We start from the raw sequence: 23,336 nt of genomic DNA on the forward strand, positions 1-23,336 counted from the left end.
GTCTATGAAAAAATTTGAAGAAAGACTGGAAAAACTTGAAAAGATAAGCGATGACATACGCTCCTCCGATATTCCTTTGGAAAAGGCTCTTTCTCTTTTTGAAGAAGGCATAAAGCTTGCCAAAGGGCTTGAAAAAGATATAGAAAAAATGGAAGGAAAGATTGAAGTCTTATTAAACCAGCCCGTACTGCCTGAAGAAGAACCGGAACTCGATCTGTTTACGATAACGGAAACCGTTTAAAGGAAGCCCGCATGAGAGAATACAAGCCCGTAAAACTCTTATCAAAAGAAACCGCAAGCAAAATAGCCGCCGGAGAAGTTATCGAGCGGCCGGCCTCTGTTGTGCGGGAGCTATTGGATAACTCGATAGATGCGGGTGCCTCTCAAATTATAGTAGAAATAGAAGAAGGCGGAATAAGTGCAATAAGGGTAAGCGATGACGGCTGCGGAATGACTAGGGAAGATTTGGAACTTTGTACCCATACCCATTCCACAAGCAAAATAGAAGAGGCTGAAGACCTCCTTCACTTACGGAGCTTGGGCTTTAGGGGAGAAGCTCTTTCATCGGTGCAGGCGGTAAGCTCCCTCGAAATTACCTCCACCCGCGAAGGCCCCGCAGCTTGGAAACTTTCCTTAGGAAAGATTTCTCCTGCACGCCTAAATAAGGGCACAACAGTCGAAGTTAAAAATCTTTTTGAAAACTTCCCTGCCCGAAAAAAATTTTTAAAACGCCCTCAATATGAGGCAGCCCAATGCCGTCAGACCTTTGTCGAAAAGGCCCTCCCCCACTACAATATAGAAATGCGTTATATAGCGGACGGAATAAATAAGCTAATTCTTCCGGCTCATTCATCCTTAAAAGAAAGATGCCTTGCAGCCATGGGCCTTAAAGAACCTGAAGAGCTTTTTTACGAGATAAACCAAGAAGGAGACGGCTTTTCTTTTAAAGCAGTTTTAGGAAGCCCCGCAGTTGTCCGCTCCGACAAGCGGAATATCTACATCTTTGTAAACGGAAGGCGGATAAACGAATACGGTCTTGTTCAAGCCCTTTGCTATGCATCGGAAGGCTATTTTCCCAACGGAGGCTTTCCCGCAGCCTTTGTGTTTTTAAATGTAGATCCCGAAAGAGTCGACTTCAATATTCATCCTGCAAAAAGGGAAGCAAAATTTGAAGACTATAAAGAAATTCATCACAGCCTAAGCTCAACCATAAGCTCCTTTTATAAACAAAAAACGGTTTCCGATCTTTTAAAGGAAAGCTACCAGCCTGAATATACGCGAGGCTTTGATTTTGAAAAAACTGAATATGAAGCCGCCGATTTAAACCAAAGCTATAATCCGGCCGGCACAAAAAACTATCGGCAGAGCAATACCTCCGACTATAGGCAGAACAGCACAAAAACCTATTGGCCGGCCTCCCCCATAAGGCAGATTGAAGCCTCGGCAGCTTTTCAGGAAATATCGCAAGTTGCTCATGGAGTGCAGACACCTCCGCAAGACCTCCCCAAATCCGATTTTAAATTTTTAGGCCAATTTTGCGGCACCTTTATCGCTGTCGAAAAAAACAATGCTCTCTATATAATAGACCAACATGCCGCCCACGAGCGTATTCTTTTTGAAGGCCTAAAAAAAAGCCTCGGCCCCTCGCAGGAGCTTTTAATTCCTTACCGCATCGAAACGGAATCCGAAAAAGATGATGAAATTATAAGGTTAAACCTCCAAGAGCTTCAAAAAGCAGGCTTTAATATAAGTGAAGAAAAAAAAGGACTTTGGATTATAAGGGCGGTTCCCATAAGATGGCACGGCACGGAAAAGGACTTAAAAGAAGACCTTGCAGGTACAGGTAAGGATCCTTCAGGACTCATGCACCACATCCTTGCAAGATCTGCCTGCCGTGCCGCCTGCAAGGACGGCGACATAATCGACCCCGTTTCTGCATACAATATAGCGGTTAAAACCTTCGCCCTCCCGGAACCGCTCTGCCCCCACGGACGTCCCCTCTATTTTATAATCGACCGCACGGAACTTTTTAAACGGATAAAGCGAACTTAACTTCGGCTTGTTTTTTATTACATTTTAATGTAAAATGAATCTATAAATTTTTACGAAATATTGATTTTCTAACTTTATAGAGGGTATATGAAAAAACTACTGTCTTTAGTCTTGTTTATTTTTTTATGTTTTAGTTCTTGTAATTTTTTTATGCAAGATGAATATGGAGAGCTTTTAATCGATCTTGAAGGATCATCTTCAAGGGCTATAGGAAGCAACGGCCTTCCCGAAATTGCATCCTCGGAACTTTATCTGCAAATAATAGGGGAAAGGAGCGGAATAATCGAAAAAAAATTTGAAGCAGGAACCCCTAAGTTTTTTTCTAAAAACTTTCCTATAGGAGAAAAACTAAAAATAAAAGCCCGCTTATCGGTGCTCTCAGCCTCATGGAAGGCTTCCGTAAATCATACCGTTACTCAAGGCACGAATAATATCATATTGGAGCTAAACAAAATAGCTTCGAGTAATAAAAAAATAGAATTTTCAATAGGATATGCGGGAAGCTCAGGAGCCTCAGTAAGCCATAAACTCAGATTTGAAAACGGTTCCGATATCGGCATAAATGCTTCGACGCCGGTAAGCGGCACTCCCGGCTTTGCCCGAGACTCTAAGGGCAGGCTATACTTTATTTATAAAGATTCTTCGCACTGGAAAATAAAACGCTTTACAAGTGAAGGAGCAGAAGATACAGCCTACACTCATAGCCCGCTCACATCAAGCCTGACAGGAGATGAGGCCGAAATATTTTCCGACAGGTCAACCGGAGATATCTATGTTTTGGATAAACAAAGTACAGAAAATAAGCTTCACAAAACTGACGGTACAACCACCACAAATATAGTAATCCCTTCAAATTTTCAAAATCCGTCAGGCGATAAGATCAGCCGGATGGCTATTTATGATAAATTTAGCTTTATCATCGATGACAGCAATAAATTACACTCTTATAATTTTAACGGAACAGAAATATCGGGGCACCCAATACAAAGTTTAGATTTATTTAAGAATCTGGTTAAAATAAATTCAAGTTATATTCCTGCCGGCAACTTTAAATCCATGGATATTTTTGTAAACAGGAACAAACTCTATGTGCTTTTTTCTGCATTTTCAAGTGATTTAACCAATGGAGCCTATTCCTTGGGCGGAATTTTAGAATATACATACAACGATGGAGGAAATTTAGCACCGGCAAGAAAATTAGGCTTTTCGCAATCCCTCGCCTCAGGAACGGACAATATTGCCCATATTGACGAAGCTTCAGACTTTTACGGTGCAGCAAAAATAATAGGCTTCGAAGACGAAACAATCTACATAGCCGATGACGGATATAAATTACAAACCGGAACATCACATGCAGAAGTAGAAAAAAACAAAAACAGAATTGCAAGCCTTAACACAGTCTCAGGTGCTTTAAGCTTCGAGCCTACAGAACATACTTGGTTTGAAGAAAAGCAGGAAGCAGCCCCGCCGACACCTCCGACACCTCCCTCACCGGGAAAGATGATAATATGGACCAAAAACGGAACAGGCTTTGATTATTACCAAGTAGATAGCAGCAATCCTAATATATTAGGCTCTCAAATGGATAATACATCTTCTCACGGTGAACCTACAGATATTTTTTGCCATGATGAAAAAGGCAACTTATATATTTTACTATATCAACATAGTTCCAAATTTTATAAGGTAAAAAGATATAAATTAAAAGATGATGGTTCTTATGAAGTCTCAGGTGATGAGGCTGTTCTAAATTTATTGAAGGATGTTGCAGCTAAAGCTATGGCTGTAGATGCATCCGATCTCACAACAGGAAAGCTATATTTTGTATATGATAAGGAATCAACAGTAAACAAAATATCGAAATGGACATTTACCTATAATAATTTTAAAGATGCCCAAAATGATACCAATTATAATGTTAATATACCTCACCAAAGTCACTCAATAAAAACCGATTGTACCGCTTTAGCAGCCAATTCGGATGGACTCTTTGCAGCTCTGCTTAATCACACAGAGAATAACTATAGCATACAAATAAAAAAATATAACCATGAAGGTACTATTAATACATTAAAAGAAATAATATCCAATACACCTACAGGTGCCGGAAATCCAAACACATATCACAAACAAACTATTAACGACATGTATATTAAAGACGGAGCTTTATATATTTTAACAGCCCAATATAAGGGAAGATTGGATAGTCCATATACAACAAAGGTATCGGTAGGAGGAAGCTTATTAAGGCTGGAAAGTTTAAGCGGTAATATACAAACCTCGCCCCTGACAAATCTATGGCCTTCAGGGACTATAGACAAATTGAAGGAGGACTACGCCCCCTGCCGCTTTATCAAGACAAGCGATAATCAGATGGTAATAGCCTCCGACGGCTATAAGGGTAAGAAAACTGAAACCCAAAAATGTACCCAGTTAAACAAGCTAGTGTTTTTCAACAAAACCAGCGGCCCAGACCAATGGCAATACGACGAATCTAAGGATACGGATGCAGAATTTTCAAAAGAGCTTAACTACACAAGCGGACAGTTCAAATGGGAATAGGTATGAGCCTATGTTAGCCTATGTTAGCTTATGCAGCTTGCATCAGCAGGCTGCTAATTCCGTGCTTGACTATGAGGCCTTAAACGATTAAAATAAACGCATAAAATTTTATTTTTAGGAGTACTAGATATGAAAGAAATTATCGCAACAAACAAGGCACCCTCAGCCATCGGCCCCTATTCTCAGGGAATTAAGGCAAACGGTTTTGTATTTACATCGGGACAGATCCCCTTGGATCCTGCCACAGGAGCCTTCCCCGAAGGAATTAAAGCTCAGACACGCCAGTCCTTGCTTAATGTAAAGGCAATTTTAGAACAAGCCGGAACAAGCATCGACAAGGTAATCAAAACCACCGTTTTTTTAAGCGATATGAATAACTTTGCTGCAATGAACGAAGTATATGCAGAAATCTTCGGCTCTTCAAACCATCCTTCAAGATCGGCCGTACAGGTTGCCCGTCTTCCTAAAGACGCCCTCGTCGAAATAGAAGTAATTGCCCTTGCATAATTTATTTAAAGTACGGGTTTTTCCTGTGCTTCTGGCTTCGGTTCTCTTATTTGCCGCTTGTGCAAACAAAGAGGCCGAACCTGAAACAGCCTCTTCAACAGAAAAAGCCGAAGCAGAAACCGAACCTGTAAGCACGGTCTGGTATTATTTTACTCAAGATGAAGAATCGGAAACTCCATGTTTAAAAAAAGCGGATTCTCCCGAAAAAGTTCCCGAGCAAGACTTTAGGCCGTGGACAGAGGCTCTAAGAGTGTCGGGCCTAGGGCTGATGTATGATCCGCCCCTCTTTCTTGTAAATAAGGCAGGGATTTTACCTGCATTTGCCATTGAAGAAGAACCTATAATAGAAATAAAAAGCGATTTTTATACAAAAACAGCGGACGGTTTTTATAGAACGGACGTCGGAAGTCTTATAAGATTATATACAAATACCATCTTTTCCTCCATTCTTCAGGATGAAAGCCCTTCAAGCCTCTTACGCTATAATAGCGTAAACGGAGAGCTTTTAAGTCTCATCAATCCTCAAACATTTAATCTTGAAAATACTTCGCAGTTATCGGCTCTGGAGTTCAACAAAAACTGGTTTGCGGCTTTTAAGACGGAAAAAAACAATCATGTCAGTTTTGACTATTTTTCCTTTTCTTCTTTTGAGGATCTATTAAAGGGAAACTATTCCAAAATAAACCAAGAAGAATTTATAAATGCATCTTCACCTATCATTGTTTTATCCGATAAAGACGAAATATGGAAAATTTTAAGCCGGACTCAAAAAAACATAAAGGCCGAATGCTTTTCGGAGGATTTAAATACAAAACAAATAATCTTTTACCAAAATTCTAAAGACTCATACAAAGGCAGCTTTGAAATTACCGCCTCAATCTGTAAATTTAAGACAGAAAATATGGTTAAAGCCGTTCTTTTGGAAACGGGTGAATTATTTTGTTTTGAGCCTCAAACACAGGAATGGAAAGAACTAAACCTGCCTAAACTTCCCGAAGGCTTTGTCTATACCTACTTTGTACTAGAAAAAGATACTATAATTTCTGCATGGGAAGAACAATCTTTTTTTGAGGTTGGAAGAAGCGGTATACTTATACACAAGATTCAATAAAATAAAATTTAAATAAAAAAGCGTAAATTCCATATTATCTAGTTGACAAAAATATAAGCTCTCATCTATTATAATGTTAGATATAAACCAATAACAATAAGAGGGGTTATTTATGATTGAAGATCTTGAACTTGAAAAACTAGGAACTTCCTTAATTTTCAGTGATTCTTATGATGATGACTTCGATGATGATTTTGATGAGGACTTGGACGATTTCGATGATGACTTTGATGACGATTTCGACGAAGACTTTGATGATGATGACTTTGATGATGAAGATTTTGATGAGGACGACGATTTCGAGGATGAAGATTTCGATTACGATGAGGACGACGACTTAGATTACGACGACTTCGACGAATAAAACTAAAAGCAGTTTAAATACAAACCAAAGAGCAGGAGCTAAATTCTACTCTTTGGCTGTATTTTTTCTTCTATTAGTTGTTGAGTCAAATTATGGCACAGGTTATAATAGCTTAAGCATGTTTATTCCGGTTTAGATATAAGCAGGTAAGCGATATGTGTTGTTTTAATTTAATGTAACTTTTAGTCGAGTTTATTTAAAATTTGAACGGCTTAATGTATGAAGATAGCCGTATAGTAAATATAAAAACTTTGGTTTTATTGTAAGTAATTTAAAGGAAAAAATATTGCAAAAAGTTAATGAAGGCTTTATAAAAACTACTGAACACCCGCTTAAAACCTTAACTATAGAGCAAAAAGCTAAGCTAAATCGCAGAGGCAACGAGCTTTACAATAAAAATGATATAAATGCAGCAGAAAGAATTTTTATTACAACAGGATATTCTGATGGTCTTTCAAGGATTGGGGACTATTACGCAAATAAAAATGAGAAGCTAAAAGCATTAAAATTTTATCATCTGGCACATAATACCTATAAAGAGAGTATTCTGCTGGATCAATTGGCAAGCATTATACAAATGCTAATTTAAAACTTGGTAAACTATGATAATAAATATAGTTATGGAGGAAAAATGTCAGACATAAAAGATGAAGATATCTTCAAAGAATCTCTAGACTTTGAAAAAAATCAGATGGATGAACCCGAATTTATAAATCAAGACGTATTTTCGAAAAAAAACGTATCCCCAGAAAATACAAACCAAATAGAAATTTCAGAACTATCAAAACAAGCTTACTCTCTTTTAAAAAATAACAGCATTGAAGAAGCTATAAATGTCTTTAAAAAAATACTGGAATTGGATCCGGAAAACAACTATGCGCTGGTAGGTTTGGGAGACTCGGAGCGTAAAAATAATAAATTCAATGAAGCTATAAAATTCTATAAACAATGCCTGGAGCATCATCCAAGTAATAATTATGCACTTTTCGGCCTTGCAGACTGCTATAAATCAATGAATCAGTTTTCAAAAGCAATCTCTATCTGGGAAGAGTATCTCAAATTTGATGACAAAAATATAACTGTCCTAACGCGGGTAGCTGATGCTTATCGAAAAACTAAGGACTTCGACAAAGCCGAAAAGCTCTATCTCAAGGTCTTGGAAAATTCTCCTAAAAATGCATACGCTCTGATAGGACTAGGACATCTCAATTATGACTTTAAAAAATACCGTGAAGCCCTCGTATACTGGGAAAAAGTGATGGAGTCAAGCGGTGAATTGGTAGATATCCGCATCTTAACTTCTATAGGAAACTGTTATCGAAAAATGAAGCTCTTTGATAGAGGAGTATATTATTTTGAAAGAGCTCTTGAGCGTGCTCCGGATAATTTTTACGGTCTTTTCGGGCTTGCAGACTGTTATAGAGGTCTAAATCAACAATATAATTCAATAGTATATTGGAAAAAGATACTGGAGCTGGATCCAAATAACAAGGTAATTTTAACCCGTATCGGAGATGCTTATCGGAACATGAATAATTTTGAAAAAGCAAAAGAATGTTATCAAAAAGCTCTCGATATAGACTTTGATTCATATGCAATGCTGGGACTTGCAATATTATGCAAATTACAGCAAAAATATGATCAGGCGATTACTACACTCACCCATTTAAAAGATACTGAAGATACAAACTATAGGGTATACCTTGAACTGGCTCAATGCTACATAGAAAAAAAAGAAAAACCAAAAGCCATCGACACCTTAATGGATTTTCAGAAGACGGGAATAAAAAATCAAACGATTACAGACCTGCTGATCGAATTAACAAAAAATGGCCAATAAAGCAAACGATGTAGCTCTTTCAGGTATGTTGCCTGAAAATTTGCAGGATTTTTGCGGTTTAAAAGAAAAATTCAGGGCTGACCAGATTTTTCACTGGATAGCTTGCGGAGCAAAAGACTTCGGCGATATGACTAACCTATCCTTAGATATGCGCCGTCAGTTTAACGAAAAATTTTCTTTATTTTCCACAAAAGTAAAAGAAACATTAAAGGATCCGGACGGCACAATAAAATTAGCTATAGAGCTATACGATGGAGCGGTTGTCGAAACGGTCTTGCTTACAGATAAATCACATAGAAAAACCGCATGCGTTTCATGCCAAGCCGGCTGCCCTATGAACTGTGCTTTTTGTAAGACCGGACAAATCGGATTCTTAAGAAACTTATCAGCCTCAGAAATAATAGAACAATTTTTATATTTAGAACAAGAAGCAGGAAACTTAGATAATATAGTTTTTATGGGAATGGGTGAACCCATGCTGAATTTACCCGAAATAGATAAGGCCATAAACATCCTTTCTCATCCTAAAGGGAGAAATCTTTCTAAAAGGCGCATAACTATTTCTACATCAGGTATATGTAAAGGAATTAATGAGATGGCCGATAAGGGACCTGAAGTAAGACTGGCCGTTTCATTGACAACGGCTGATGAAAAGCTGAGAACCGAACTTATGCCCGTTAATAAAACCAATCCTCTGGCGGATTTAAAAAAAGCAATACAATATTTTAACTCAAAATCAAATAAAAGAGTTACTTTAGAACTTGCCCTTATGAAGGGGATAAATACCGATAAAAAAGCAGCTGAACAAGTAATAGAATTTTCAAAAGGCCTTGAATGTTTTATAAATTTGATACCATGGAATCCTGTAGAAGGTTTGAATTTTAAAAGGCCATCGGAAGCCGAAGTCCGTGTATTTGAAAACTATCTAAAAAAAGCGGGACTAAACATAAGTACAAGGCAAAAAAGAGGTCAAAAAATAGGAGGAGCTTGCGGTCAGTTAGGCTCCGCTGCAGCAAAACAGAGCAGCCTAATAGATAGAGAAAATTCTATTTAATTCCTGTATTTTTTCTTCGGGTATGGGAGCAATATCAAAAGAAGGCTTTGCAAAAAAGTAACCTTGGAACAAGTCTACACCAAAACGCAGTAGAACATCTATCTCATCTATCGTTTCAACACCCTCTGCCAATATTATTATATTACGCTTTTTTGCATAGGAAACAAGATTTTCCAACACATTTTGCTTATCAAGACTCTTATGAACATCCCTTACTATAGACATATCGATTTTTACTAGGTTAGGCGATAAAAATAAAAGAGATGACTCATTACTATAACCGCTTCCAAAATCATCTATGGCAACCATAGCATTCCAACTGCGTATTTTTTCATTTTTTATCTCATAAAAATTTGTATTAAGAGGTTCCGACTCCGTAATTTCCAAAACAATATTTGAAAGATAGGGCTTAAACCTTTCTTCAAATTCCAAAAATTTTGCATCGGAAAGAACTTGAGAGCTTATGGTATTTAAAAATATTTTTGCATCTCTAGATATTTCACCGTTTTCTATCTTTTTTACAAAAGTTTCCATAGCACCAAAAAAAGTAAGTTCTTCAAGTTTATGAAGCTTAGATTGAGCCTTTGCCAATCTTAAAACATCCTCAGGATTTTTAAATTCGGGAACTGAAGAGCGCATCAGCATTTCATATCCGTAAACATCACCCGTACCGGAAATGACTATGGGCTGCATAGCATATTCTATCAAATTTCTTTCCAGCATCTGATTAAGAGCTTCAGTACCATGAATCATTATATAATTTTTTTTATAAACATCCAAATTAAACTCGTGTAAAGTACCTTTAAAAGAGTGTTTTACCTCATATACTGCAAAATTGGCATATCTAACTAAATCGGCTTGATTGTCCGCATCGTAAGGATACCAAGCCAAACCGGCAGAAACGCGTAACTTTGAATTTTCACCATTGGGAAGCATTATGCTTGTTTCCTGTATTTCCTTCCAAAAGGAAGTCAAAATAAGCTTTATTTCATCAGACGTCGAAAAACAATAAAAGAATGTATAAAACTCGTCTCCTGAGTGCCTGCACACAATACAGTATTCTTGCTGAAGAGCTGCAAGTTTTTTTCCAAAAGATGTTAAATGCATATCGCCATATACATGACCGAAAGAATCATTAAGATATTTTAAGTTATCAAGGTCCCACATAACAAGAGCACATATACCTAAATCTTGTTTTTTTAATATTTCGGCAACTTTTCTGTCAAAAGCATATCTATTATAAAGACCTGTCAGCTCATCATAATTCATTTGAAGCTCAAACTTTTTACGGTCTTCAACTTCTTTAGTAATATCAACTGCAATACCAAGCACCTTATCATTTTCCTTCATCTGCACAAATCTTATCCAGCGGACTTTTCCATGTTCTTCTGTAGGAATAGCATAGATAGTCTTGGTATCATCCTTTTCATGTATATAAAATTCATAATACTCAAGCAGACTATAAAATTCCTCCGTCTTTAAAACGGAATCCCCTGAATGGTCTTGAAGGTTAAATAATTTAAACCAAATAGAATTACAAAATACCGTTCCCATCAACATATTCTCTTCAAAAACACCGATAGGAACTTGAAGCTTTTCTATAATTGTAGATACACGCGAAGCCGCATTAAAAACACTGGCACTCAGTTTTTCTATAGCAAGAATGAGGGTATCAATTTCTCTTATATTCATCTTTTCGATGTTTACTATTTTTCGAGGATCACTGTTTTGCAGTTTTACTACAACCTTTTTAAACATATCGGAAATCTGTTTACTCGATAAATATAAACCGGATAAAAACAAAAAGCCTGAAACAAGAATAGCTTTCCAGAATATTTTCTTTAGGGTTATTGAAAATAAAAGTACATTGCTTTCGGGAGTCAATCCTATCAAAACCCACTCTTGATTTTCATACATTGTGTTATTTTGATACAGATGAAAGGGTTCAATAGCCAAAGAATACTTTTCTGTAACTTCCCGCCCTTCATCAAACGTATCAAGGGTTCTATCTTTTTTATTGATATTTTTAAAAACCGGAATATTATTCACTTTCACATTATTTGCAGCACTATTAAACAGTATAGGCGAAAATGTTTGACTATTGTCATTACGATCATGAATAGCTATACAATATATTCCCTGTTTAGAAATATCCAGCTCATCAAAATTTAAAAAGGACTGAACATACCTTGCAGACACATCTATACCGATAACTCCGTAAATATTTCCTCGTTTATCCATTATAGGAATTGAATATGTAATAACCTCATCACTTAAAGAATCCGGTTTAAACAAGGTATTCCAAAAACCTAAATTTCTAGCCTGTTCATTCGGATGTTTTAATGCTGCAGTGATGGGTGCAGTAAAATACCTATAGGCAAGCTCGCTGCTTTTAGGAGAAATAGTAAAAAAAGGCGACCAATCCACTCCTAAAGCAATATTATGATTTTGTACAACCTCCGCAGGTCCTTTTGATACAAGAATATCGTCGTTACTTGAAGAATAAGAAGAGGGATCATCATTTCTAATATATAAGCCGGGATAAAAAAATTCATCCGTTTTTACTGTAGGAGCAGGTGCATCAATGACTAAAAAGGCACCTGTAACATAGTTGCGTCTTATAATATAGATCAGCTGAGGCAAGAGGGTATCGAGAATACGGTTTTGCAAATTAGGTTTATCTGCAAGCTGATCAAGTTCAATATTATTTTGGGATAATTCGGTTTGAATTACATTTAAAACATTTTCATGCAAATCTTCAATTCTTGTCCATCTGTTAAGCATTTCATTTTCGATAACAATTTTACGGTTTAAAACTTTTTCACTTAAAACTCCGTAGGCATTGTCGCTTGATTTTTTAATAATATCCGAGCTTAAAAACATCAGAACCATTACCACTGCCTGAATAACAAATACAAAAATCATAGGAACTAAAATCCGTGACAAAATTGAGGTGGAATATTTTTGCTGCTTTCGATTTTTTTTCATTGTTTCTCCAACTATTTTAAATCATATAAATTTTGTTTAAGTTTTTTTAACCATTCTTCAAAAACATTATCGCTAAGAAATTCATTTAAAGCTTCTTCATAACTTTTTCCGGCTTTAATGCTTTCAAGAACCTTAGCCCTATCTTCTTTTGCTTTTTCCTGTAATAAATCGGCAAGAAGATTTCTTGCCTTATCCGAATTCTTAAAAGCAGGTTGAAAATAAAGATCTATAGACTTTATTGCTTCTAAACTGACTTTAAGAGAATCTTGAACAACAGGCAAAACACAGATATTGTTACTGCAAAAAGCTGATGTAACAGCTTCAAGCTCAAGCTCTTTTTTCTTTACAGGCAAGTATCCCGTAGAAACTGCAAATTCCGAATATTTTTGCATATTTGTAAGCCATTTTAAAAAAAGGACAGAGGCTGTTTCACGCTTTAAATTACTTTTAAGTACAGCCATGCCGGCTCCCTGCTGAACGATAGCTTTATTCTTTGCATTTCTAAAATGCGGAAGGGGTAAAACGTGCAAATCAACCGGAGTAAAATTACCTGAAGCATCTATGACTTTAGACGGTAAATATATTGCAGAAGAAGTTGATGTTATGCAGGCAATGATATCTCCGGTTTTTAAATCATCACTCCTAAATCTTCCTTTTGCAGTAAAAAAACCTTTTACAAATGGAACATAATAATTATCCCAACAGGTACGCAGAACTTTTTTATCGAAGACAAAATCAACATCCCCGTTTTCTAAAACATTGAAAATGCTGTTACCGAGTTCATAGGTTCCGGTTAAAATATAGTTACTCAGAGCATCCCGTCCAAAAAAAGGCTTACCGTCATTAGGCGCATCCGTTAACGAATCGGTCCACTTATAATATAATTCTGCGGTCTTTACCAAGTCCTCCCATGTAATCAAATCATTGTAAGAAACACCCATGGCTTCTGTAAAAGGTTTCCATGCAGTTTCATTTAAAATTAAAATCTCGGTAGATTTTGCAACAGGAAAAAGCTTAATTTCATTTTTTATTCCGAATCCGGAGGAATATAAAAAACCTTTTACATATTCTTCTTTTTCTTTTTCCGTAAAAAAATCGGATAAGTCTAATAAGAGATCTTGCACATTAAATTCATAAGCTGTATCGGGATAAGCGGAAAAAATATCGGGAATATCATCTGCCCCAAGTTTTTGAGCCAAAGCATCGGCAAGAAAAGCCGATATTTCGCTTGCATTTCCTGCCCTCCTTATACCCTGTGCATAAACGCCATATTTGGCTCCTTCAGAAGTATTAAAATTTTCGATTAATTCGTCAAATTTATCTTTTTGCGATGCAGTATAATAGTGCCAAATATTTATTGTTACCGGATTATTTTTATTTAAAACATTTTCTATATCATATTTAGCTATATTTTTTTTTGTACAGCCTGTAGATGAGCATATAAGTAAACATATAACAACAAATCTTATGATTTTCATAAAAACCTCGTAGAGTGTATTTTATCATAACATGTATATAAGGACAAGCATTATGGAGAAAGTAAAGTATTTTTTTTAATTTCAACATAACCTAAGGAAATAAGATCACTGTAAATGGTTTTAAAACTAGTATCGAAACCGTAAGCAGCAGCAAAGACTGCAACATAAAACGAATCGGATGAGGGCTCGGCTGAAGATTGTACATCATAGTCCCCTTTTTTTGCATCCTTAAAGTCTTCACCGTTTTGGCGTTGCGTCTTACCCTCTGTTGATCCGTCCACATTAAAATCATTCGGAAAAAAATTGAGATTTTCAATACGGAATTTAACACTGCGATTATTAAGCGGAACAGCAGAAGGAGCATTAATAAGCGGACGGTCTTGGTAGGAATGATTGGAATGCGCTAAAAGCCTATAATTATACGAAGAAAGCAAATAGTTTACAGAGTTTGAAGGATTTGTTTCGGTGTATTTTTCCATATTGCTTATTACGCTTTCACAATCTCTTTTTGACTCATAAATACGGTAATAAATTTCAAAACCTTTAAAAAAACCGGAAGCTGATTGAAAATTAGTTTTATCTGAAGTCTCAAATTCAAAATACTTTTTATTTTCATCAGTATGCCCCGTAGGTCTATGGATTAACTTAGGAGGTTCCAAATAAACAATATCATCTATACCGCAGGACAAAAAAATACAAGCAAATACTGCAAATAATATGATTCTCCTAAACATAGAAAGCCTCATGCTAGGATAAATCGGTATTTCTCCAATTTATCCCACAGCCGGTCCTATTTTGTATCATTCCCTGTAAGAACAATTATGCGGGACTTTGCAAGAAGAGCCCATTCGTTCTGAGGATATTTTTCCAAAAGCTTATTATATGAAAGTATAGCCTCATCTTTTTTGGACAAAGCTTCATACAAGCGGCCTACATTAAAAAGAGCCCTAGGGATTAGCGGAAAATTTTCAACCTTTGAAACCCTTTCGTAGTAAGATAGAGCCTTTTCATTATTACCTAACTCATCCGCACAAGCTGCAGCATTAAAAGATGCAATTCCTTCAACATAAGAGTTTTTTACAGCATCTGCTGCCAGTTCATAAAATTTTAAAGCATCTTCATACATTTTTCTTTCAAAATATATTTCTGCAATTACGGTATTTGCTCTAAAACCCGCATAGGAATTAGCATATTTTACTCCAAGAAGTTTTAATTCTTCAATGGATTTGTCTTCCAGTTCTTTTACCGCATTTGAAGTCTTTTTGTCAGTATCCGAACCGGTATCTTCGGCTTTATTTTCTTGCTTAAATTCTTCAAGATCATAAATTATTCTCTCGACCTGTGTTACCGAAGTCTTTCTTGAATTTTCAACTGTATAAGACCAAATAATGGCCCCCATTACTGCTATTATAACCAAAGCAAAAAGCACAAGTACTATTTTTCTGTTTGCTGTCAAAAAATCATTGATCTTTTGTGCCAAATCCTTATTTTCTTCTAAAGCCATTTTATATCTCCTTAATTTCAAGCTCTTTTATCAATCTCGATAAATATGTACGCTGTATTCCGAGTTTTTCAGCTGCAATTGTTTGATTCCATTTTTGCTCATTGAGCACTCCGGCAATAAAGGATTTTTTAAAGTCATTTATTGCAGATTTTAAGTCCACGTCCTTATAATTTACCTCAGCCGCAAAGGAGGGGTTATCAAGCTTTAAAAGTAGATCTTTTTGCTCAATATAAGGCGGTTTACCTAAAACACAAGCCCGCTCAACGGCGTTTTCAAGTTCCCGTATATTTCCCGGCCATGAATAAGCTTTTATAAGTCTTTCTGCATCAGGCGAAAAACCTAAAAAGGGCTTTTTTACTTCTTTTACGAATTTTTTTAAAAAAAACTGAGCGAGCTCCGGTATATCTTCCCTTCGATTCCTAAGAGGAGGAATGTATATAGGTAAAACATTTAATCTATAATAAAGATCCGACCTGAACTTTCCCTGTTTAACAAGATCTTCAATATTCTTGTTTGTAGCGGCAATAATACGAGTATCTACTTTTATCGTCTTATTTGATCCTACTTTTTCAAAGGCCATTTCCTGCAAAACTCTCAAAAGTTTTGTCTGTAAGGCAAGAGGTATGTCGCCTATTTCATCCAAGAATATAGTTCCTTGATCGGCCAGCTCAAAACGCCCCTTTCTATCGGAAATTGCATCCGTAAAAGAACCTCTTACATGGCCGAAAAGCTCACTTTCAAGCAAGCCTTCAGGCAAAGCTGCACAGTTTACTCTAATAAAGGGTTTACTTACACGCCGTGAATTCAAGTGGAGCTGTTCTGCAATAAGCTCCTTTCCTACCCCGCTTTCCCCCAATATAAGAACAGAAGCATCGGATGCAGCTATGTTACGGCAAAGCTCAAGTTTTTCTATCATTACATTGCTCTTTGCTATAAAAGTATGATAGCCCCTATCCTGCTCCAACTGATCTTGAAGGCATATAATCTCTTCGCGGGATTTTTTATAATGGTTTGCATTTTGATAGGCTATAGCAGTCTGAGTAGCAAAAAGTTCAAGCACATTTAAGTCATCGGAATCAAAATTCTTTCCTCCGGTCTTGTTTAGAACTTCAATAACGCCTATACACTCATCCTTTATACGCATAGGAACCGCAATCATATTACGGTTCCTATAACCTGTTGCCTTCTGTACTGTAGGATCAAAGCGCGGATCGCTTAGAACATCATTTATGATAACACTCCGGTTATACTTTACAGTCCAACCGGCAATACCGTCTAAACCGACTACAATTTTTTTTGCTTCAATACCTTTAGGACCTATTGCAATTTCAAAACGCAGTTTATCGCCATCCGGTTCCATCATCAAAAGAGACGCAGCATCTCCCTCTACAACCTGCATTGCCGACTCTACAATCTTCTCCAAAAGAATACTCAAATCGGAATAATTTGAGTTAATCAACAAGCTTGTGTTTATAAGAGTATTAAGCTTATCTCTTTTAATGCTCTCAACTTCACTCATAAACGAACGAAATTACTCCGGTTTATTCTTTAAAAGATCTCCAAGAGTATAAGATGCATCATCATCTTCTTGTTCGGTCGACATATATTGCGAAATTTCTTCTTGCTGTTGTTTTCGTTTAAAATCCTTGATAGAAAAAGCAGCCTTTTTATTCCTTGGATTTATTTCAATTACTACAGCCTTAATTTTATCGCCTACAGCATACTTTGCAAGAGCTTCTTCAGGAGTTTCATCTCTTGATTCTACCAGATTCTGCTTATGAATTAAACCTTCAATATCTCCGGGCACTTTTACAAATACACCGAAATCGGTAATAGATGAAACTTCTCCCTCAACTATGGAACCTACTTTATAGGTTGAAGCAAATTTTTCCCATGGATCATCAGTTAACTGCTTGATGCCCAACCTAATTCTTCTTGACTCGGCATCACACTCGATAACGATAACTTCGATTTCCTGGCCGACTTCGAGCTCGCTTCCGGGATGTTTTACCCTCTTAATCCAAGAGATATCGTCGGCATGTAAAAATCCGTCAATACCTTCTTCAAGAGAAATAAAGGCGCCTGCATTGGTAATTTTAACAACCTTTCGGGTTAAACGGGTTCCTACGGGGTAACGCTCTTCAATAGTATCCCACGGATTGTCGGTAACTTGCTTTAGACCTAAAGAAACCCTGCCGGCCTGAATATCATAGCCTAGAATCATACATGTTACCTTATCTCCGGGCTTTAATACATCCTCAGGCTTGTTAATTTTTTTAACCCAGCTGAATTCGCTGATATGAGCCAAACCTTCAATTCCTTCATCCAATTCGATAAAGGCACCGAAGTCGGTAGTCTTTGTAACAGTTCCGGTAACGATGTCATCAACATGGAATTTATCCTCAAACTGAAGCCAAGGATCCTGAGTAAAATGCTTTAATGATAGGTTTATTCTCTTGTTCTCCGGATCAAGGCGGATTACCTTAAGTTCTATCTCTTCGCCCTTCTTTACAAAGTCCTTAGGACGCGTTACATGGCCCCAGCTCATATCATTGATATGCAAAAGACCGTCAAAGCCGCCTAAATCGATAAAGGCACCAAAGCTGGTAAAGCTCTTAACCGAGCCCTTTACCGTGTCGCCTATCTTTGTATTTTCAAAAAAAGCATTTCTTTCTTTTTCGGTCCGTTCTTCCATATACTTACGGCGGTTTACAACAATATTCTCTCCAGAGCGTGAATTAAAGCTAAGTTTTTCTATATAGAATTTTGACTTTAAACCTACCAAAGTTTCAGGCTTTTCAACACGCGATACATCAGCTTGGCTGAGAGGTAAAAAAGCTGTCAGGCCTCCGCCAAGTTTAACTTCATACCCGGATCTAACCTGCTTTACAATAGTACCTTCAATCGGTGTTCTATCGGCATAAGCCTGTTTAAAATCTCTTTGAAGAATAAACCTATCGGCCTTGATCTTTGATACGGACAAATGTCCATTCGATCCCTCGGTTTTTTCGATAAGTACATTTACCTTATCATTAATCTTAGGTTCTTCATCAAACTCATCCAAAGAAATATGACCTTCGGATTTACCGCCTACATCGACAAAAACGGTTCCGTTGTTTACAGCAACAACATAACCTTCTTTAATTGTCCCCGCCTCTGGAGCCTCAAAATTATTTAAGTACTCCTCTTGTAATTGTGCTTGGATGTTTCCGTTGGAGTCTTTTTCAACATCCTTAACCACTTCCATCTTTTCCATAGATAACCCTTTATTATTGATATTTTCCGACTTTGATGCCGGCATTATTGCCGACACCTCTGCCAGCATTTTTGCATAAACTTCATTTATAGTTAAATCCGATGTATCTAAGTACACGGCATCGGGAGCTACTTTTAAGCTCCCTTCTTTTTTGGTTTTATCGACTTCATCTCTTTCTAAAATCGCTTTTTTTATTTCTTCCAATGAAAGGTTGCTTGTCCCCTGCTCAAAGCGTCTTTTGGCTCTTGCATCTACTGAAGCATCAAGGTAAAACTTAATATCCGCATTCGGAAAAACTACGGTAGTCATATCCCTGCCCTCACAGACAGCCCCTGATCTAGCAGCTTCCTCGCGAATTTTTTCGTTTAATATATGCCTTATAGGAACTATAGCCGAAAGAGGAGCTACTATAGCTTCCACTGCATCGCTTCTAAGATAAGGTTCAACATTTTCTTCACCTAAAAACATAGAGCCGTTTTTATAAAAAAGCTCGGTTTTTTCGGCAAAGGAAGCCCACTTTTTTTCATCCGAAAGGTCAGGCATTTGTCCTCCGTTTCCGTCGCTGCCCCCGCCAAAGGAGCGCAAAACAGCCAGAGCTAATGCCCGATAAAAACTGCCGGTATTCATAAACGTAATATTAAAGTGTTCTGCAATCATTTTTGCAAGAGTACTTTTACCAGAGCCGGCAGGTCCATCAATCGCTATTATCATATTTTACCATTATACAATTTTTTCAACATTATGTATATACTTTTTTACAAAAAGTATAGTATTTTTTTTTAAAATATATTATTATACTAGGCATTATGGGAAAGAAAAGTGCATCTTTAGGCTGTTTTTTTTGGCTTGCTTTTATTTTATTGGTTGCTTTGCTTTTTTTTATAAACAAAGACAATATAGGCCGTGTCTTAGAAAAGACCAATGCCTTGAGCTTATTTAAGAAAAAAGAAGCCGTCGAAAAAGAAAACGACGAGGTCGACATAAGTGAAATCCAAAAAGAAATTCAAAAAATAAGAGAAGAAGATGAAAACGGCGATTCCTCAATAGAAGTCCCAATCGAGAAAAAAGCCGATAACAATACGGAAATAAAAGATCAGAATACCGCAAAAAACAATTCAGAAAAAGGAAAAACCGGTTCTAAACCTAAACAAAAAGAGAACAAGCCTATAAAAGATCAAACCGATATATCTCAGAGCGGAAAGGAAAAAAATTAAAATCAACAAGCCGTAAAACCTTCCGAAACCAAAAAAACTGAAAATATTAAAAAAGAGCAAAAGCCGGCCGAAAAACGCAGTGCAAAAATATATTTAGTAAAGATAGAAACAGACGGAAAACTAGTGCGCAAATCCGTTATAAGAGAATTTGTAAAAACCGATTCTCCTTTAACCGATACAATTCAGAGTCTTCTTACAGGCCCGACAAACGAGGAATCAAAAAAAGGATTAAGGACATTTATTCCGCCGGACACAAAACTAATATCTATTGAAGTAAAAAATAATATAGCAGAAATCAACCTTAGCGAAGACTTTCAATTTAACCGGTACGGAATAGAAGCCTATCAAGCGCAACTATCACAAATAGTATTCACTGCATGCGAATATTCAACTGTAGATTCGGTTCAATTTTTAATTCAGGGACAAAAGAAAGAATATTTGGGAGCGGAAGGTATATGGATAGGCTCACCTCTTTCCGTTAATTCATTCTAAAACAATAGAATTGCAGTTTATAAACCTAACAAAGCAATAAACACACAATCTTATAAACAGCAATTCTACCTAATTGAGCCCTTGTATTAGCCTAAGAATACTTGAGCATTATTGTCGATGGCTAAAATTGTCTTACATTCGGAACATCTAAATCTGCCGGCCTTAGTAGCCTTAAGCTTCTTTGAGCATATAGGGCAGGCAAATATTTTAGGAAAGACTTGAGAGTTTGCCGTCGTACTTGAGCTTTGAAAGAAAGCCACTGCATCGGACAATGCATCCTTAATATTAAAAAATTGAGAAAAGCCTAAAAGCTGAAATATCTCGTAAACCTTAGGCTGAATATCCAATAAAACGATATCTCCGCCTCTTGGTTTTACGGTTTTTAAAAAGGCTGTAAAAGAACCTATACCTGTAGATGAAACATAATTTAAAGCGGCACAGTTAAATACAATCTGTATAAATCCGCCGTCAATTATCTTTGCTATACGTTTTTGGAAAAACGCAGAGTTATATGTATCAATGTAGCCGTTTAAAAAAACGACCACGCACTTATCAAGTCCATCTACTCTTTGAAGCCGAATCTTTAAACTATCATCTTTTTCATCATCAAAGCCGGCTATAACACTGTTATTACTCATAATTCTCCCGATTTTTTCAAAATAAAGAAATAATCCAGTATCTCCACCCAGCATTATACTCTTTATTTAAAAAAAAGTCAAATACAAAACAGAAAAATATCTATTTTTCTGTAGCTTTTACTTTTAAGAATTCACATAATACCATAATAGAACAAAGATATTTCTTTACAGTTACAGTATCGGATGATATATAATTGCCCTATAGCTTATTTTATCAAATCTTTTAAAGATTTTTTTTTTAATTTCTCTTGACATAAAAGCTGAATGACGTCAATATACAAAAATGAATTTTGAAAAAACGATTATTCTTTGCCGGCCGGAAACAAGTGCAAATATAGGAGCCGTATGCAGAGTTATGGCAAATACCGGTTTTAGCGATTTAAGGATTACGGGAAACAAGGAGGATTACGATGAAACGGAAGTCTTAAAACTGGCCCTTCACGCCTCCCATGTGTGGAAAAATGCTCATTTTTACCCTCCTACCATCGAAGGCTTAAAAGAAGCCGCATCGGATTGTTCAACCTTAATAGGCACGAGCAGGCGTACAGGCCATAAACGTAAAGATCTTGGCATGAGCCCCGAAGACCTCTGCCTTGATTTAAAAAGATTTTACGGAGGCAGATTAGGCCTTGTTTTTGGAAATGAGCGCACCGGTCTTACGGATGAAGAGATTAACCTATGCTCTTTTTCCGTTAATATTCCAGCTGAAGAAGACTTCGGCTCCTATAACCTTTCTCATGCAGTTCTGATTCTTTGTTATTCCATGTATATAGCGGAAAAAGGTAATACGCTAGCGGAAAATAATAATCCGCAAATAGAAAAAAACATTTATTTAAAAAAAGCTTCAATGAAAATGATTCAAGAAAACTCGGAACAGATATGCAAATACCTTTCAGGACTAGGTTTATTTAAAAAAGGAGGAAAAAAAACAAATGAAACCTTTTTTATTGAGCTTTTATCATCTGCGGGAGCCTCTGAATTCGATATAATGCATTTAACTGAAATTTTTAAGAAACTTTTTTTTATGTATAGTTGTTAATACACTGATAATTATCCTTGAGGAGGGATATTATGGTAACTGTTTTGTCGGTAGGAGGCTCTATAGTAGCCCCGGATAAACCGGATTTTGATTTTTTGGATAAATTTTCAAAAGCTGTAAGAGGATGGCTTTCTCAAGACTCATCACGAAAGCTTATTATGGTGATAGGAGGCGGAGCTCCTGCAAGGGAGTATCAAAACTCTTATAGAACAGTCTGCGATTTGTGCAAAAAAAATATAAATAATGATGAAGCAGACTGGATAGGCATAATGGCTACAAGGCTTAATGCCCAGCTTGTAAAAGCCGTTTTTTCAGACCTTTGTCCTAACCCTGTAGTTTACGACCCAACTGCCGTTGATATGTTCGGAGGACAAATCTTAGTTGCTGCCGGCTGGAAACCCGGTTTTTCAACGGATAATGACGCAGTATTACTTGCAGAGAGGTTTTCAGGACAACTGGTAGTAAATCTTTCAAACATTGCCAAGGTTTATACCGATGATCCTAAAAAAAATCCTGAGGCAAAGCCGATTGATAAAATTTCTTGGGAAGATTTTATAAAAATAGTGGGGACGGAATGGGTGCCCGGAAAAAACACTCCTTTTGATCCTATAGCAAGCCAAAGAGCTCAAAAAGCCGGAATAAAGGTAATATGTGCAGCAGGAAAGGATATTGAAAATTTGGAAAACATTCTCAACGGTAAAGACTTTAAAGGAACGGTGATCGGCTAATGGAAAATTATTATAACATACTGAATATTTCTAAGTCTGCAGATGAAGAAGAAATAAAAAAGGCCTATAGAAATCTGGCTATGAGGTATCATCCCGACAAAAATCCTGGAAATAAAATAGCTGAAGAAAAATTTAAAAGGATAAGCGAGGCTTATTCAATATTATCAAATCCTCAAAAGAGAAAAGACTATGACCTTGGTATGGAAAATACATTTACATCGGGCCGAACATACAGCCAAAATGAAAACCCATTTGGAGAAGATATATTTACTTCAGAATGGTGGCAAAAATGGCGAAAAGTGCGGAAAGATAATGCCAAGAAAAAAGAAAAGATTAGCCGAAGAGAAGCCTTTAAGATCCTTATACGAGGCATAATACTAACCATAGCAGGGGTTCTGCTTTTCAAGAGTGTTATATTTTTAGGAGTTCTAGGCTTACTTTTAGCCTTATCCCTTGTTTCGGAAGGCATCATCCGAATACGGAAAGGCTATACAGCAATATTTACCTAA

The 23,336-nt window shown here is 36.7% G+C and carries 21 protein-coding genes; 14 read left to right on the forward strand and 7 right to left on the reverse strand.

Annotation, left to right across the window (positions count from 1 at the left end):
* The first annotated feature begins 4 nt into the window (after positions 1-4).
* The 9 genes from xseB (at position 5) to rlmN (ending at position 9,490) form a co-directional block, all read left to right on the forward strand.
* On the forward strand, positions 5-241 hold the full coding sequence (gene xseB / locus E4N78_RS09350; protein ID WP_255810288.1) for an exodeoxyribonuclease VII small subunit: 237 nt from the start codon (positions 5-7) through the stop codon (positions 239-241).
* 11 nt (positions 242-252) lie between these two features.
* On the forward strand, positions 253-2,052 hold the full coding sequence (mutL, locus tag E4N78_RS09355; RefSeq protein WP_255810289.1) for a DNA mismatch repair endonuclease MutL: 1,800 nt from the start codon (positions 253-255) through the stop codon (positions 2,050-2,052).
* 87 nt (positions 2,053-2,139) lie between these two features.
* Positions 2,140-4,614: a hypothetical protein gene (locus E4N78_RS09360; protein WP_255810290.1), complete on the forward strand. Its 2,475-nt coding sequence runs from the start codon at positions 2,140-2,142 to the stop codon at positions 4,612-4,614.
* Between the two features lie 129 nt (positions 4,615-4,743).
* A complete protein-coding gene (locus tag E4N78_RS09365; RefSeq protein ID WP_002668289.1) occupies positions 4,744-5,121 on the forward strand; it encodes a RidA family protein in 378 nt (125 codons plus the stop codon).
* A gap of 25 nt (positions 5,122-5,146) precedes the next feature.
* A complete protein-coding gene (locus tag E4N78_RS09370; protein ID WP_255810291.1) occupies positions 5,147-6,232 on the forward strand; it encodes a DUF8086 family protein in 1,086 nt (361 codons plus the stop codon).
* Between the two features lie 112 nt (positions 6,233-6,344).
* Positions 6,345-6,596 carry a hypothetical protein gene (locus E4N78_RS09375; RefSeq protein ID WP_255810292.1) on the forward strand — a complete coding sequence of 84 codons (252 nt, stop codon included), beginning with the start codon at positions 6,345-6,347 and terminating at the stop codon, positions 6,594-6,596.
* Between the two features lie 286 nt (positions 6,597-6,882).
* The gene (locus E4N78_RS09380; RefSeq protein ID WP_255810294.1) at positions 6,883-7,185 is read left to right on the forward strand and encodes a hypothetical protein; all 303 of its coding nucleotides are present in this window, start codon (positions 6,883-6,885) and stop codon (positions 7,183-7,185) included.
* Positions 7,186-7,227: 42 nt separating this feature from the next.
* A complete protein-coding gene (locus E4N78_RS09385) occupies positions 7,228-8,436 on the forward strand; it encodes a tetratricopeptide repeat protein (protein WP_255810295.1) in 1,209 nt (402 codons plus the stop codon).
* Positions 8,426-9,490, forward strand: coding sequence for a dual-specificity RNA methyltransferase RlmN (gene rlmN, locus E4N78_RS09390; RefSeq protein ID WP_255810296.1), 1,065 nt, complete (start codon positions 8,426-8,428; stop codon positions 9,488-9,490). Before E4N78_RS09385 ends, rlmN begins: the two co-directional genes overlap by 11 nt.
* Here the strand turns inward: rlmN and E4N78_RS09395 are convergent.
* From E4N78_RS09395 to rpsA, 6 genes are read right to left on the reverse strand one after another with little or no spacing between them, the layout of a single operon-like run.
* The gene (locus E4N78_RS09395) at positions 9,464-12,478 is read right to left on the reverse strand and encodes an EAL domain-containing protein (RefSeq protein WP_255810298.1); all 3,015 of its coding nucleotides are present in this window, start codon (positions 12,476-12,478) and stop codon (positions 9,464-9,466) included. The two genes, rlmN and E4N78_RS09395, sit on opposite strands and share 27 nt — an antisense overlap.
* A gap of 11 nt (positions 12,479-12,489) precedes the next feature.
* Positions 12,490-13,956 carry an extracellular solute-binding protein gene (locus tag E4N78_RS09400; RefSeq protein ID WP_255810300.1) on the reverse strand — a complete coding sequence of 489 codons (1,467 nt, stop codon included), beginning with the start codon at positions 13,954-13,956 and terminating at the stop codon, positions 12,490-12,492.
* A gap of 50 nt (positions 13,957-14,006) precedes the next feature.
* Positions 14,007-14,690 (reverse strand): hypothetical protein, encoded by a 684-nt coding sequence (locus tag E4N78_RS09405; RefSeq protein ID WP_255810301.1) that lies wholly within the window; start codon positions 14,688-14,690, stop codon positions 14,007-14,009.
* Positions 14,691-14,746: 56 nt separating this feature from the next.
* On the reverse strand, positions 14,747-15,460 hold the full coding sequence (locus E4N78_RS09410; RefSeq protein ID WP_255810302.1) for a tetratricopeptide repeat protein: 714 nt from the start codon (positions 15,458-15,460) through the stop codon (positions 14,747-14,749).
* A gap of 1 nt (position 15,461) precedes the next feature.
* Positions 15,462-16,979, reverse strand: coding sequence for a sigma-54-dependent Fis family transcriptional regulator (locus tag E4N78_RS09415; RefSeq protein WP_255810303.1), 1,518 nt, complete (start codon positions 16,977-16,979; stop codon positions 15,462-15,464).
* 12 nt (positions 16,980-16,991) lie between these two features.
* The gene (gene rpsA / locus E4N78_RS09420; RefSeq protein WP_255810304.1) at positions 16,992-19,427 is read right to left on the reverse strand and encodes a 30S ribosomal protein S1; all 2,436 of its coding nucleotides are present in this window, start codon (positions 19,425-19,427) and stop codon (positions 16,992-16,994) included.
* Between the two features lie 95 nt (positions 19,428-19,522).
* Here rpsA and E4N78_RS09425 point away from each other — a divergent pair, with 95 nt between their 5' ends.
* Positions 19,523-19,930, forward strand: a complete 408-nt coding sequence (locus tag E4N78_RS09425) for a hypothetical protein (protein WP_255810305.1) — start codon at positions 19,523-19,525, stop codon at positions 19,928-19,930.
* A gap of 123 nt (positions 19,931-20,053) precedes the next feature.
* The gene (locus tag E4N78_RS09430; protein ID WP_370644906.1) at positions 20,054-20,422 is read left to right on the forward strand and encodes a GerMN domain-containing protein; all 369 of its coding nucleotides are present in this window, start codon (positions 20,054-20,056) and stop codon (positions 20,420-20,422) included.
* An 86-nt stretch (positions 20,423-20,508) separates the two neighbouring features.
* Here E4N78_RS09430 and E4N78_RS09435 read toward each other — a convergent pair whose 3' ends face one another.
* A complete protein-coding gene (locus E4N78_RS09435) occupies positions 20,509-21,060 on the reverse strand; it encodes an STAS domain-containing protein (RefSeq protein ID WP_255810306.1) in 552 nt (183 codons plus the stop codon).
* Positions 21,061-21,343: 283 nt separating this feature from the next.
* On the opposite strand from E4N78_RS09435, the gene E4N78_RS09440 reads away from it, so the two are divergent.
* Genes E4N78_RS09440 through E4N78_RS09450 form a run of 3 tightly spaced genes read left to right on the forward strand, consistent with a single transcriptional unit; the run spans position 21,344 to position 23,336 of the window.
* Positions 21,344-22,099, forward strand: a complete 756-nt coding sequence (locus E4N78_RS09440; protein ID WP_255810307.1) for an RNA methyltransferase — start codon at positions 21,344-21,346, stop codon at positions 22,097-22,099.
* Positions 22,100-22,131: 32 nt separating this feature from the next.
* The gene (gene pyrH / locus E4N78_RS09445) at positions 22,132-22,827 is read left to right on the forward strand and encodes a UMP kinase (protein ID WP_255810308.1); all 696 of its coding nucleotides are present in this window, start codon (positions 22,132-22,134) and stop codon (positions 22,825-22,827) included.
* On the forward strand, positions 22,827-23,336 hold the full coding sequence (locus tag E4N78_RS09450; protein WP_255810309.1) for a DnaJ domain-containing protein: 510 nt from the start codon (positions 22,827-22,829) through the stop codon (positions 23,334-23,336). The genes pyrH and E4N78_RS09450 overlap by 1 nt, the downstream gene beginning before the upstream one ends.

The sequence above is a fragment of the Treponema denticola genome (genome assembly GCF_024400535.1).
Taxonomy (GTDB): Bacteria; Spirochaetota; Spirochaetia; order Treponematales; family Treponemataceae; genus Treponema_B; species Treponema_B denticola_C.

What these genes read in the sequence shown, in the direction of transcription:
- E4N78_RS09400 (WP_255810300.1), bottom strand. Translation starts at nt 13,956, where the DNA reads ATGAAAATCATAAGATTTGTTGTTATATGTTTACTTATATGCTCATCT.
- E4N78_RS09395 (WP_255810298.1), bottom strand. Translation starts at nt 12,478, where the DNA reads ATGAAAAAAAATCGAAAGCAGCAAAAATATTCCACCTCAATTTTGTCA.
- pyrH (WP_255810308.1), top strand. Translation starts at nt 22,132, where the DNA reads ATGGTAACTGTTTTGTCGGTAGGAGGCTCTATAGTAGCCCCGGATAAA.
- E4N78_RS09450 (WP_255810309.1), top strand. Translation starts at nt 22,827, where the DNA reads ATGGAAAATTATTATAACATACTGAATATTTCTAAGTCTGCAGATGAA.
- rpsA (WP_255810304.1), bottom strand. Translation starts at nt 19,427, where the DNA reads ATGATAATAGCGATTGATGGACCTGCCGGCTCTGGTAAAAGTACTCTT.
- mutL (WP_255810289.1), top strand. Translation starts at nt 253, where the DNA reads ATGAGAGAATACAAGCCCGTAAAACTCTTATCAAAAGAAACCGCAAGC.
- E4N78_RS09405 (WP_255810301.1), bottom strand. Translation starts at nt 14,690, where the DNA reads ATGTTTAGGAGAATCATATTATTTGCAGTATTTGCTTGTATTTTTTTG.
- E4N78_RS09440 (WP_255810307.1), top strand. Translation starts at nt 21,344, where the DNA reads ATGAATTTTGAAAAAACGATTATTCTTTGCCGGCCGGAAACAAGTGCA.
- rlmN (WP_255810296.1), top strand. Translation starts at nt 8,426, where the DNA reads ATGGCCAATAAAGCAAACGATGTAGCTCTTTCAGGTATGTTGCCTGAA.
- E4N78_RS09365 (WP_002668289.1), top strand. Translation starts at nt 4,744, where the DNA reads ATGAAAGAAATTATCGCAACAAACAAGGCACCCTCAGCCATCGGCCCC.
- E4N78_RS09375 (WP_255810292.1), top strand. Translation starts at nt 6,345, where the DNA reads ATGATTGAAGATCTTGAACTTGAAAAACTAGGAACTTCCTTAATTTTC.
- E4N78_RS09385 (WP_255810295.1), top strand. Translation starts at nt 7,228, where the DNA reads ATGTCAGACATAAAAGATGAAGATATCTTCAAAGAATCTCTAGACTTT.
- E4N78_RS09410 (WP_255810302.1), bottom strand. Translation starts at nt 15,460, where the DNA reads ATGGCTTTAGAAGAAAATAAGGATTTGGCACAAAAGATCAATGATTTT.
- E4N78_RS09360 (WP_255810290.1), top strand. Translation starts at nt 2,140, where the DNA reads ATGAAAAAACTACTGTCTTTAGTCTTGTTTATTTTTTTATGTTTTAGT.
- E4N78_RS09435 (WP_255810306.1), bottom strand. Translation starts at nt 21,060, where the DNA reads ATGAGTAATAACAGTGTTATAGCCGGCTTTGATGATGAAAAAGATGAT.
- E4N78_RS09425 (WP_255810305.1), top strand. Translation starts at nt 19,523, where the DNA reads ATGGGAAAGAAAAGTGCATCTTTAGGCTGTTTTTTTTGGCTTGCTTTT.
- xseB (WP_255810288.1), top strand. Translation starts at nt 5, where the DNA reads ATGAAAAAATTTGAAGAAAGACTGGAAAAACTTGAAAAGATAAGCGAT.
- E4N78_RS09415 (WP_255810303.1), bottom strand. Translation starts at nt 16,979, where the DNA reads ATGAGTGAAGTTGAGAGCATTAAAAGAGATAAGCTTAATACTCTTATA.